The 11,478-nt window shown below is 45.4% G+C and carries 17 protein-coding genes; 11 read left to right on the top strand and 6 right to left on the bottom strand.

Annotation, left to right across the window (positions count from 1 at the left end):
* Positions 1 to 237: 237 nt before the first annotated feature.
* Positions 238 to 2,049 (top strand): serine hydrolase domain-containing protein, encoded by a 1,812-nt coding sequence (locus Q5741_RS02225; RefSeq protein ID WP_305022405.1) that lies wholly within the window; start codon positions 238 to 240, stop codon positions 2,047 to 2,049.
* A 77-nt stretch (positions 2,050 to 2,126) separates the two neighbouring features.
* Here Q5741_RS02225 and Q5741_RS21645 read toward each other — a convergent pair whose 3' ends face one another.
* On the bottom strand, positions 2,127 to 2,303 hold the full coding sequence (locus Q5741_RS21645) for a DUF6199 family natural product biosynthesis protein (protein ID WP_407074312.1): 177 nt from the start codon (positions 2,301 to 2,303) through the stop codon (positions 2,127 to 2,129).
* A gap of 266 nt (positions 2,304 to 2,569) precedes the next feature.
* On the opposite strand from Q5741_RS21645, the gene Q5741_RS02220 reads away from it, so the two are divergent.
* The 6 genes from Q5741_RS02220 to Q5741_RS02195 all read left to right on the top strand — a co-directional run bounded on the left by Q5741_RS02220 (position 2,570) and on the right by Q5741_RS02195 (position 6,096).
* Entirely contained in the window at positions 2,570 to 2,773 is a 204-nt protein-coding gene (locus Q5741_RS02220) for a hypothetical protein (RefSeq protein WP_305022404.1), read from the top strand.
* Between the two features lie 167 nt (positions 2,774 to 2,940).
* Positions 2,941 to 3,288 (top strand): DUF6054 family protein, encoded by a 348-nt coding sequence (locus Q5741_RS02215; protein ID WP_305022403.1) that lies wholly within the window; start codon positions 2,941 to 2,943, stop codon positions 3,286 to 3,288.
* A gap of 289 nt (positions 3,289 to 3,577) precedes the next feature.
* Positions 3,578 to 4,150, top strand: coding sequence for a hypothetical protein (locus Q5741_RS02210; protein ID WP_305022402.1), 573 nt, complete (start codon positions 3,578 to 3,580; stop codon positions 4,148 to 4,150).
* Positions 4,151 to 4,257: 107 nt separating this feature from the next.
* On the top strand, positions 4,258 to 4,779 hold the full coding sequence (locus tag Q5741_RS02205) for a hypothetical protein (protein WP_305022401.1): 522 nt from the start codon (positions 4,258 to 4,260) through the stop codon (positions 4,777 to 4,779).
* A 59-nt stretch (positions 4,780 to 4,838) separates the two neighbouring features.
* Complete coding sequence (locus Q5741_RS02200; RefSeq protein WP_305022400.1) at positions 4,839 to 5,273, top strand: GNAT family N-acetyltransferase; 435 nt, start codon at positions 4,839 to 4,841, stop codon at positions 5,271 to 5,273.
* A gap of 31 nt (positions 5,274 to 5,304) precedes the next feature.
* Positions 5,305 to 6,096 carry an HAD family hydrolase gene (locus tag Q5741_RS02195; RefSeq protein WP_305022399.1) on the top strand — a complete coding sequence of 264 codons (792 nt, stop codon included), beginning with the start codon at positions 5,305 to 5,307 and terminating at the stop codon, positions 6,094 to 6,096.
* A gap of 93 nt (positions 6,097 to 6,189) precedes the next feature.
* Here the strand turns inward: Q5741_RS02195 and Q5741_RS02190 are convergent, their stop codons facing one another.
* A complete protein-coding gene (locus Q5741_RS02190; protein WP_305022398.1) occupies positions 6,190 to 6,783 on the bottom strand; it encodes a YdeI/OmpD-associated family protein in 594 nt (197 codons plus the stop codon).
* Positions 6,784 to 7,092: 309 nt separating this feature from the next.
* Between Q5741_RS02190 and Q5741_RS02185 the strand changes: the two genes are divergently transcribed.
* The 3 genes from Q5741_RS02185 (at position 7,093) to Q5741_RS02175 (ending at position 7,974) form a co-directional block, all read left to right on the top strand.
* Entirely contained in the window at positions 7,093 to 7,224 is a 132-nt protein-coding gene (locus Q5741_RS02185) for a hypothetical protein (protein ID WP_305022397.1), read from the top strand.
* A 115-nt stretch (positions 7,225 to 7,339) separates the two neighbouring features.
* Entirely contained in the window at positions 7,340 to 7,582 is a 243-nt protein-coding gene (locus Q5741_RS02180; RefSeq protein ID WP_305022396.1) for a hypothetical protein, read from the top strand.
* A 125-nt stretch (positions 7,583 to 7,707) separates the two neighbouring features.
* Positions 7,708 to 7,974: a magnesium transporter gene (locus Q5741_RS02175; RefSeq protein WP_345784147.1), complete on the top strand. Its 267-nt coding sequence runs from the start codon at positions 7,708 to 7,710 to the stop codon at positions 7,972 to 7,974.
* A gap of 78 nt (positions 7,975 to 8,052) precedes the next feature.
* Here the strand turns inward: Q5741_RS02175 and cysK are convergent, their stop codons facing one another.
* On the bottom strand, positions 8,053 to 8,979 hold the full coding sequence (gene cysK, locus Q5741_RS02170; protein ID WP_305022395.1) for a cysteine synthase A: 927 nt from the start codon (positions 8,977 to 8,979) through the stop codon (positions 8,053 to 8,055).
* 66 nt (positions 8,980 to 9,045) lie between these two features.
* On the bottom strand, positions 9,046 to 9,564 hold the full coding sequence (locus tag Q5741_RS02165; protein WP_305022394.1) for a hypothetical protein: 519 nt from the start codon (positions 9,562 to 9,564) through the stop codon (positions 9,046 to 9,048).
* Positions 9,565 to 10,110: 546 nt separating this feature from the next.
* On the opposite strand from Q5741_RS02165, the gene Q5741_RS02160 reads away from it, so the two are divergent.
* A complete protein-coding gene (locus Q5741_RS02160) occupies positions 10,111 to 10,812 on the top strand; it encodes a YitT family protein (RefSeq protein WP_305022393.1) in 702 nt (233 codons plus the stop codon).
* A gap of 93 nt (positions 10,813 to 10,905) precedes the next feature.
* Here the strand turns inward: Q5741_RS02160 and Q5741_RS21595 are convergent, their stop codons facing one another.
* Entirely contained in the window at positions 10,906 to 11,085 is a 180-nt protein-coding gene (locus Q5741_RS21595) for a DUF2188 domain-containing protein (protein ID WP_345784146.1), read from the bottom strand.
* 27 nt (positions 11,086 to 11,112) lie between these two features.
* The gene (locus Q5741_RS21590) at positions 11,113 to 11,370 is read right to left on the bottom strand and encodes a DUF2188 domain-containing protein (RefSeq protein WP_345784145.1); all 258 of its coding nucleotides are present in this window, start codon (positions 11,368 to 11,370) and stop codon (positions 11,113 to 11,115) included.
* Positions 11,371 to 11,478: the final 108 nt, after the last annotated feature.

Raw genomic sequence — 11,478 nt, 5'->3', positions numbered from 1 at the left:
TGGTTCATCCAAATATGGATGGCAATACATTATGAAAATTAAGTCATTTATTAATAAAATGACTGTTATACTATAAAGGAAGATTCAGGTAATACCTATTTCTAAAATGCATGGGTCAACTCAATGATCGTAGTGAAATTCACAACAAAACTATTTTACGGACTTGCTTAGAATTTAGGAACTGCGAAAGGTGAGCTAGATCTGATCTTATTATCTGATGCTGAAGGAGAGTAGCTGATGCAGAAAAATCGCCAGAAAGATCGTAGTGATCACAGTATAAACAGAGTAATAGCTTGTGTTCTGTCATTCATATTTATCACTATGGCAATAGCGGTACCTGCCCACGCAGAAGAAGAACAGGTTGAGACTACACCATCCAGGATTCCTTTATCAGAATTAGAGAAAACGATTGATGCTTATGTTGCCTCGTATGAGAAATATACCGCTGCCGTTTCTGTTGTGGCTATTAAAGATGGTGAAACCATTGTGAACAAGGCATATGGCTTGGCGGATATTGAGGATCAGCGAAAGGCGGATACATCAACTGTATTTGAATGGGCTTCCATTTCTAAACTGTTGGTCTACACTAGTGTGATACAGCTTGTCGAACAAGGAAAGCTTGATTTGGAGACAGATATCAAAGAATACCTGCCAGAGGGATTTTTTAAAAAGCTGAAATACGATGACCCGATTACGCTAATGAACCTAATGCATCACAATGCGGGTTGGGAAGATCAAACAGCGGCCGAGGTGTATTATTACTCCAAGAATGAAACGTTAGAATTAGGAGAAACATTGCGCAAAAATGAGCCGAAACAAATATATAAACCGGATAGCATCGTAGGTTATTCAAACTATGGCGTTGGTCTGGCCGCTTACATCGTGGAATTGCAAAGTGGCCAACCCTTTTATGAATATGTTAATCAACATATTTTTAAACCGCTTAATATGAATGACACTACGATTCACCCAACGGGACAAGATCATCCAGACGTCGTACGAAGAAGGAATGAGATTGAAGGGTATACCAAAGATTTGAAACGGATCTCTCACAACAGAGTATACGTAACCTTTTATCCTGCAGGAGCAGCGATTGGGACAGCAGAAGATTTAGCGAAATTCCTTGCAGCGTTGATGCCTGTTGATGATAGTAATTTATTATTTACTAACAGGAATACGTTAAACGAAATGTTGTCAACAAGTCTATATTATGATGGTACTTCTATTCCCCGATTTGCGCATGGGTTCGTTGAGATGGAATACTGGGTACCCACACTAATGCACGAGGGGAATTTAAAAGGATTTTCAAGTAAAGTCGTCTTTGATCCGGAATCTAAATTTGGAATGATAGTCATGACAAATCAGTCTTTTGAAGAAATTTATTATTATGGACTTATTAACAAAATTTTTGGTAATAATTTATATTCTAATTCAGTTACTTCGGAGAGGGGAGGCTATTTTCAATCCGCACGACGTGCCGCCTCAAGGTTTACTAATCTATTTACTGCTCTTGATATAAAGGAATATTCAAAAGCTGAGTTAAGTAAGTTTTATAATGTTGTCGAGCGTAATGGTGTGGTTGAGAAAGTTTCCGTTACTCCTTACATTGATTTCTTGCCTGTATCGAGTTTAAAGGTAAACTTGATAAAGATCTCTTTTATTCCTGTTGCGCTAGCCATCATTTTCAGCTTAAGTGTGTTGATCGTCTGTTTAATCCGGATGCTTCTTTACAAACTCAATAAACGAGGAAACCCTCTAACCCATTTTGATAAATATCATCTTGCAATTCATTTTGCAGGTATGCTACTCCTTCTTAATCTTTTAGTTATACTCACGAGACTTCCAAGTTATCCCTCTTATTCTTCGTTACGCATCCATTTAATGTTTAACCTGCTCTATGTGGTTCTAGCACTGGCGTATCTTGGGTTGCTTATTTATAAACTGTGGAAGAGCAGTTACAGCAAAAGGCAAAAGGTGATGTACATCATGTCGGGTGTCTCGGCTCTTATACTTGCTGTTTTTATTGTGGGGTGGGATTTGTATATATAGAGTGAGCTGTCGTTTTCTTACTTCGTTGGGAGAGCGGCCATTTTTGTTAGTATGGGGTAATCCTTTTTTATGCGCGGTTACTTCACCACAAAAGCTCCGATGCACACCATTATAATTATGAAACCGCCCAAACGGGTACTCCAAAGATAAAAATGAGATGGCTCTGCATCGGCGTTATTTTTCCAGGATTCTGTTAATAACCAAAATGCATCAGGTTTTATAATCATTACAAAGCCAAGCAAACAAACGAGAATGAATAAAATATCATAAGTCTACCTCCTGGGAATTATCTTCAGAAAACAATGTTTTGACCGCGTTCAGATACGGTTGCTGCTAACAAAATAAGTACATAGAAAAACGGAGTCTTCCAAAATTTCATGAAGGGCTCCTCCTTGTTAAGTAATGAATGGGGGCATTGAGCGCTCTTTTCTAATGATAGATTTATCAAATTAACCAAAAAATTGATATATTTAGATAAACTGGATTTATACATAAATAACAGCTTTTTGGAAGGTTCCGAATGGCTGTATATCGTGAAAGGGGGTTGATTGTGGATACTGGCAGCTTTTCGGTTGGTTGGGGAACCCTTGCATTAATTAATGCCGGGTTAGCACAAGGGAAGAACAGAAGTGGTCTTAACTGGTTTCTATTATCATTATTGCTGGGGCCCTTGGCAACCTTCTTAATCGTCGTCATGGGGAAGATGGAAGAGAAGGAGGATTGATCTCCAGTTCCTGTGAATTCACATCCTGTTTCTGCTAGATATCTGTTACATATTAATGTAAGCCTTGAATATAGTGCGGGCGTTTACAGTACGGACATAGCTATCGGAAAATTGTTTGATCTACTGTTACAATTGTGATTCATATACAAAAAAAGGAGGATAGTTTTATGAAAAAACCGGTAGAGTTTACCACTACGATTTCCCCTTTTGAGGCTGCTGATATTGTACTAAATCATCATGAGTTGAAAGATGACTTGCTATATTGGGAACATCATGTTGTTGGAGATGACGGCAAACAGATATGCACTTTTGTATTTGAAAAGTATTATATTCGTACAGGGGGAAGAGCATCGCTTACCGTAATTCTGGAAAACTTAGAGGGGATCAGCAAGGTGAGATGCATCACTTCCGGCAGTGCGGAGAGTATTTTGAGTTTTGACCTTGGAGCGGGAGGTAATTTCGTTAGCTGGTTTAAATATCTTCTTCAAGGATACATTGCAGATGAGTCGGAATAAAAAACGGTATGTCAGTTAATTTGCTTTTCCTTTCCTTATGCTGCTTCTAAAATATCTGTTAAATACGTAAGGGTAGCCGGAAGGCCGGAATGAGCAGGGGGAGTGGATATACCACAATATAGGTCCGATCGGAGCCTTGAATGACTTGTTGGCTTATTTGATTCAAGAAGAGTTGAGAGATCATAAAAGCTAGGGCTGATCTAAAAAAAGAAGGACAGCCCGAACCAACGGCTGCACGCAGCATAAAATGAGAGTAGGAGGTTATGCCGACCATAAAGGAGGAACATACATGCCTCAACCGAACCCGAACCGGTTTGTCTCGGCCTATGTTGTACGATCTGTTGCTAGAGCAATGCTACCTTTCTACCGCAAGATTGCTAGTAACAAGACGTTCGCATCGCAGTGGGGCAGAGCGGTTGTAGATGTTAACGTTACGGAGATGCAAAGGCTGTTTCGTCTCGCATCCCCGCTCGCCAAAAACCCGCTCCCCGGATCATTTAAGAGCGGTTATAATGTATACTTTGAATTCAAAGGAAAAATTGATATTTATGGCGTCGATATCTTGCTTCCGCCAGGCACATTGAAGCTGATTTCTCAGGAAATAAGAGCGCATCAGAAGATGGCGCAGGCGATTCTGCCTTTGTACCGGGCACTGGCGTCGGATACGCCTTTTGCTGAGGTGTGGGCCCGGGCGATCCGCGCCGGAAATACGGCTAAAATCGATGCGCTCGTGCGCAGACGTATACCAACCCCGGCGCTTCGTTCTATAAGTATTGGAGGATCCGGCGTGACGCTTACGTTCAAATTTGCATTTAGCCCGTACACGTACGAGCACCTCCTGTACCACCCTGTGTTTGAATGACCTCAACGGATGAAAGCCTCTTAATTGGGGAAGAAAGGCTGCCGAGTCTTATAGACCGGCGGCCTTTTCTGCGTCATTAGATGTTCCTCCATGTCAGATTACGGTTAATGGGGAAGTGGGCAGACAAGCAAATGAAAATAGACAGAATGGTTCATTTAACAACCATTCAAGTGTTAAATATTAGTGGGAGAGGAGAGACACCCGTGAGACACAAAAAAACATTCTATTTCTTGGCAGCTGTCCTTGTCTTCATGATCGGTGGTTCTGTTGGAGCTGCAGCCGGCTCCAACCCAGATAAAATAACCGCTTACCTCAATCGCGATGTTCATTCGCAAGTATACGGCGAAGATGTGAAGCAGGCCGATGCAAAAGGAAACCCGCTGTTACCTATCACGTGTAACGGGACGACGTATGTGCCCCTCAGAACGATTGCTGATGCATTTATGGGCGCAACCTTTGAAACCCGTTTTGCCGGCGGTTCGACGCTGGACGAAGCAGAGTTAGCCCGGCGTATGGATAAGAAAGACTTCATTTCACTGATCCTTATATGGCGTCAAGGATCGGCTTGGGCCGGTCTCTGTTTGTTTGACTTTATCGTTATTGCAAATGCGAGAGTTATGATAATATGATGGAAGTGTCTTCCATACCACTTGTGTCTGAATCTGATGAAAAAAGGGAGTGTTTAAGTATGATAGCGCTTAAGGAGATCGACCGGCATAACTTTTTTGATGTGATCAAGCTGAAGGTAGCCGAAGAACAAAGTAAGTTTGTAGCGACAAATACATTCTCGCTTGCCCAAGCCAAGGCATTCCCGGAGTGTGTCTGTTTGGCCATTTATCACGATGAGGTGCTGGTCGGATTTACAATGTATTGTATGGATGAAGAGGATCAGGAATATTGGATTTACAGGCTGATGATCGATGCGAAGTACCAGTCGCATGGCTACGGAAAGGCGGCTATGGACATGCTCATCGACAGGATCAAAAAAGATACACAGCATCAGGTGATATACATCAGCTTTGAGCCGGATAATGTGTGGGCTAAGCAATTGTATGAAAAATTGGGGTTTAAAGAGGATGGACGGGTAGTCGATGGGGAAGTCGTTTATAGACTGGAGTATTAACTAACACACCCACTTTTGAGAGGGGATTTTAATGGAATTTCCTTTAATAATTATAGACTTGGACGGGACCCTCCTCAGCTCCACCAAAGAAATCTCAAACCGCAATAAACAGGCGATCTTGGACTGTGCAGAGCGCGGTATGAAATTTATATTTGCAACTGCACGCCCTCCGCGAGCGGTAAAATTATTCATGAAAGAAGAGCTGCTGAAGATAGGTTCATTTATTTATTATAACGGTGCCTATATGGAGTGCAGGCATACAGGAATCATAAAGCATCTGCCGATTGAGGCTGAAGTGACAGCTGAGATTTTGGATTACTGCTTGGCTTACAACCCGGATCTTGATCTAAGTCTGGAAGTCAAAGACGAATGGCTGAGTCTAAGAGAATATGATGCTGAGACACTGATGAGAGTCAAAGGCAAGCCAGTTGTGAAGTCCCGGGAAGAACTCGGCGGGCTGGAGGCTTCGAAGATTTTGTTCTCAGGAGATGTCGATATGGTTTCTTTTCAGGAGAGATTTAATAGGAAAGTAAATATTCTGGTTACAGACCAAGCCAAGCTGGTTCAAATCTCTTCACTTCAGGCATCCAAGGAACGTGCAGCTGCTGTTTTGGGTGAGGCGATGAATATTTCACTTGGGAATACGATGGTCTTTGGGGATGACTGGAATGATATCGGATTATTTGAAACGTGCGGTTGGCCTGTAGCCATGGGGAATGCCATTGATGAATTGAAGCTGAGATCCAAAGAAATTACGGCGACGAATGATCATGACGGCGTGGCCGAAGTATTGGAAAGACTGTGCAGGTTATCTCGCAGTTAAACAAGCCGCCATTCATTTATGTTAAAGCGCTGCCTGGGAAGGACGGCCTGTTTTTCCAAGGGTCTGCGCGATGCAACTAGGTCTTACTACGTTCTAATCATTCAGCCCTTTTCCATCAAGTATGTTCTGCGTATATTTATCTACCCGTGACGCGCGGGTTTTGGATTGCTTGGCTTCTGAGAAATATAGCAGGTATGCCCGCTGCCGCCCGGGAGTCAAGGCTTCGAAAGCCGTTCTCAAGGCAGGAACTTCATCCATCTTATGCTGAAATTCTTCAGGAACGGTGTACTCCGTATTCTTTTTGAAATCTACTTTCAGCCCAGCCTTCTCGACCTCCATGGCTTCAAGAACATAGGCTTTCAGCACCGTTTCCATGTCAGCGATCTCTTGAACAGCGGTGAAACGAATCTGGCGTCCCGCCTGTACCTTCTCTGTTTGCTGGATCAGAATACGATGGGGGTCCTTCAGCAAGGCGCCTTTCATAAACAGAATGGCACAGTATTCTTTGAATCCGTGGATTAGGACAATGTTTTTGTTCTGAACCGTATAACAAGGAACACCCCACTTCAGTTCTTCGGTCAGCTGGCAGTCCAGCATGATCGTTCTCAATTTTTTGAACTCTTCCTGCCACGTTGTGGCTTTGCTCAGGAATTCATCAACCTTGGGATTCATACTGCCATTTGTCATTGAGAAGCACCCTTCTTTATATTAATATTATGATGGAGATCACTTGCTTTTTTTATAGTTTCATTATACTGTTTTTCAAAGATTTGCACTGTTTCTGTCGGATATCCCGTTTATTATCGAATGAAGGAGTAGAAAATATACTGCTGTCAGAGTTGGCGACTGTACCCTGGTGTGCGGTAAGTAGAGAGTGTATTGGCATCCATGCTTGTATTGGATCGAGCTTTAGGACTACATAGGATTAAACGAATCATCGCTGTAAGCGATGCGGGCCATTCAAGAAAAAGATGCCTGCTCACTTTACAGACGTATATGCCCCGTTGGATCGGGTTTGTTATGGTGGGATCAAGCTCGGCGCTCCCGCAGCGGGCAGAGAAGGAAGTACAAAGCATCATTCAATATATCCAGGAAGGCCAGATTGCTGATTTTGCAATAACCTTATAATTAATACTGCTAATTTGAAATCAGGTGGTGAGTTGACATCCGAAGCACGAAGGCTGCGATTTATTTACTTTTTATTGTCGAGGCGATTCCGCTGCTGTTCTATCCTTTTATCTTAATGGCCAATGTGATGACAGCGGCAGGAGTTCAGACAAAGGATGAGAGCAGGCTTCTCATTGCGCTTGTATGGTTATTTCTGATTTCCTCCACGGCTTATCCAGTGACGTATATCTACTCTATTATTTATTATTGGCGGAAAAGAAAGTCAAGCCTCAACCCATGGAAGCTCTTGTCTCCCATCGTGCATATCGTAATTGTGATCCTGCTGGGCTTTTTATGGAGCCTGACAGGAAGCGGATAGTCTGCAGTTGTAGAGCATGAAGGCTTCCCGGATCAAAAAAGAACTTTTCCATGGAAGAAGTAAACCGTTTGCTGCTCCGGAATCCACAGTGCTGTCCTTAATATGTCGCGAAATCAAGTTGGGTAATGATTGGTCTGGTGTGCGCAGCGCTGATTACGGTCATCGCATACTTTTGGCAGGGAAGCTGGCTGCTTGGTATGATCATCGGGATATCCCTATTCTGCACATTAGTCATCGGTACACTTACTCGCACCTGTATTCCACTGGTTCTAAGCCGCTTCAAAGTAGACCCGGCTGTAGCCTCCGGTCCTCTGATTACTACATTGAATGATATTTTATCCTTATTTATTTACTTCGGTATCGCTACACGTTTTCTCGGCGCCCTTATGTAGGCTGTTCATACTGCGTACGTGCAAAAGGTCTGTATCTCTATCACGAGATACAGACCTTTATTACGTTCCATAAAGCTTTCAACCAAATACATCCATGCTTAAGTACCGCTCACCCGTATCCGGGGCGATACACAGCACACGCTTGCCGGGCCCCAGGCGCCTTGCGATCTGCAGGGAGGCCCAGACCGTTGCACCCGAAGAAGGGCCGAGCAGCAATCCTTCGCGTACCGCAAGGTCACGGGTCGTCTGCAGAGCATCTTCATCCGTCACGGTGAGAATCTCGTCCCACACGCTGGTATTCAGGATAGGAGGGACGAAGCCCGGACTGGTGCCGACAAGCTTATGCGGGCCAGGCTGACCGCCGGACAATACCGGCGAGCCTGCCGGCTCAACCGCATAAATCTGGATGCCGGGCAGTTCGCGGCGCAGTGTCTCACCGGTGCCTGTAATCGTTCCCCCTGTTCCTGAAGAGGCGACAAAGGCATCAAGGCGTCCTTCCGTCTGCTCGATAATCTCAAGCGCGGTAGTTGTACGGTGGATATCAGGGTTAGCCGGGTTCTCGAACTGCTGCGGAATCCAGCTGCCGGGTATGGATGCCTGCAGCTCCAGCGCCTTGCGGATGGCTCCGGGCATCCGTTCGGCAGCAGGCGTAAGAACGACTTCAGCGCCGTAAGCCTTCAGGATATTAATCCGTTCCCGGGTCATATTATCCGGCATGACCAGGATGGCTTTATAGCCTTTGGCCGCCGCATTCATAGCCAGGCCGATTCCTGTATTGCCGCTGGTTGGTTCAATAATGACAGCGCCGGGCTGCAGACGTCCGTCCTGCTCTGCCTGCTCAATCAGGTTAAAGGCTGCGCGGTCCTTTACACTGCCGCTGGGATTCAGGTACTCGAGCTTCACAAGCACCTCAGCATCCGCAGAACCTGTCAGACGGTTCAGCCGCACGGCCGGTGTGTCACCTATTAATTCAGTAATATGATTAACCACTTTGGGTGAATGCACAGGAAAGCCCCTTTCATGATAAAGATACGTTTTATTATATCACTGAAAGGGGAGACAGGCCTTTATTCAGCCGCTTACACTCGACGAAGCAGAATTTTTGCGAGAGATTTCAGCCCGGGCTGTACGGTTGGGAGCCGGTCTCTGGATTCCGATATCCGTTGGGATCAGCGGTGTAGGGCGAAGCGGCGGGGCAGTCTCGACGTCAGCCAGACTAAGGTCTACTCCAATCTGCCGTGCAAGCTCTTGACAGGCCTCGCTGCGGGCTTCAGTCCAGCTCAAGGTGAATCTGTCATGGTAGCCGCGGCAGAGATAGCTCACGTGCACGCCCTGATTGCTGCGCTGCTGCTCTGTAATCCGGATACCGCGGCGTTTCATATCCTGCCGGATCTGCTGCTCCAGATTCTGCACACGCTCCTTCACCGACTCGAGGCCCCGCAGATAAAGAGCTCCCATTTTGAGCTCCAGTCCATGCAGGCTCTGCAGATCACGATTCAGTGCCTCGAGGAGCAGTTCATAAATGTTGCATTGCTGGATGAGCGAGAGATCACGGATTTCGGGGAGCGGCGGGACAGATCCGGTTTTCATTCAGCGGCCTCCTTTCCAGAGATGACAAGAACATTTGTTCTGTAATTATATTCACCATCTTATGCGTATATGATACCTTATGGCAATGGATAAGAATTGGAATTGCAGATTTTAAAAGCGATAAATACGATTAACAAGGTAATTTTAATGTTTTTTTGTGCCAAATGGTAAAAATCTTAGGAGCGGATTTCTAACTGCGCATCCGCCGACATATCCGGTGCTAAACGCTCATATACTGAAAAAAAGCGGCTTGCAGCAAGCAAGCTGTTTAGCACTTGCTATGGTGTGGTATAATAGATTCAGTAGTAAAACTCCACAATGAAAGGATCAGGATACCATGTGTCCCCGAAGGATGCTTCCCCAAAGGACGATTTGGAAACGTTATGATCTCTCCTACACTTAGCTCTTTCGTAGATTGCTCGTCCAACTAGGACCGACTCTACGGAAGAGGGGAATAATGTATGCGAAGGATGAAGTCCTCCAGGTGCACCTCCCGTAAGAGTTGGTCGAAGATGACCAAACTTACGAAGAACCGAGGGAGCCTGTATGAGGAGAAAAGAAACCGTAACAAAAGCACTGGCCCAGGTAGGCATTATGCTGCTGGGAACGCTGATTCTGGCGTTTACGTATTATCACATTAATTTTGAGAACCACCTGTCTGAAGGCGGGTTTGTCGGACTTGCGCTGTTGGGTAAATATGCGTTTGGTCTGTCACCGGCATACAGCGTATTTCTGCTGGATATTCCCGTTATTTTGATCGCATGGCTGTTAAAAGGCCGTAAATTTATGCTCTTCACCCTGCTGGGTGCCGTATCGTTCTCATTGTTCTATTCCGGATTTGAGAAATATTCGACACTTGTGCTGGATTTGCACGGTAATCTGTTCGCCGCTGCGCTGCTGTCCGGACTGCTGACAGGCCTGGGAGCAGGGATTGTTCTCCGTTTCGGCGGGGCAACCGGAGGCGATGACGTCCTCTCGAAGCTGATTAGCGAATGGACCGGCTGGAAGATTGGTAATGTATTTTTTGTGAGCGATGCATTTGTTTTGCTGGCCTCCTTATTCTTCCTTCCTGTTAAGGAAACGATGTATACGATTCTGGCCGTATGGCTTGCTGGTAAAGTGATTACATGGACGATGACCGTCCAGATCCGTATCCCGGCCAGACACAACGAGCCTGCAGCCGTATCTGTGAAGCAGCCTATACAGAACAGCAAGTCTGTTCCGGCTGTAACGAGCTTACGTCATTAATACAACCGCCTGGCTGACCCGGGCGGTTTTTTTATTTGCCTATAACTACGCTATAACAAGACCAAAAGCCGGTCCGAAGGCCGGCTTGCCGGGTCAGGACGGCTGTTGGGAAGACTCGATCCTGCCGTCCTCATCATGAATAATCATACGGACCTTATGCTCAGCAGCGAGCTTCTCGGCTTGTTGAACCGCTTTTTTCTGGTTATCATGCGTGGATACGGGATCATCCTCGCCTTCCTGCTTCACGGCCCAGCTGTCATCGTGAGGCACCACATGATAATTTCTGTGATCACCCGAGGATTATTGTACAGGCTGGTTACTGTCCTTGTGGTCATTGTTTGTATCATTCGTGTGCTTATCCTTACTGTTCTTGTCGTCATCTTCATGCTCAGGGTGATTCTCATTCCATTCTTCCGCCCGGGCGGTGGCGATAGCAATAGAGCGACCTTCCTCATATCCTTCCTCCAGCAGGGCATTGGCGATCTCTACCGCTTTGTTGCGTATCCGTGGGTCCAGATTTTTCATGGACGGCGGATAATCCTTTTTATTCCAAGGCATGATATTCTCCTCCTCATATTGAATTCTATGACACCTATTACCCGAATCCGGTTGTCCGAAATCGGAGAAAGAAAGACCCTCTTTTATCCAATGATGGGTTATACTAGG

This window comes from Paenibacillus lacisoli, from assembly GCF_030580655.1.
Lineage (GTDB): Bacteria > Bacillota > Bacilli > Paenibacillales > Paenibacillaceae > Paenibacillus > Paenibacillus lacisoli.
Note: the sequence above shows the minus strand (reverse complement) of the source record. Positions and strands in the feature narration are given on the sequence as shown.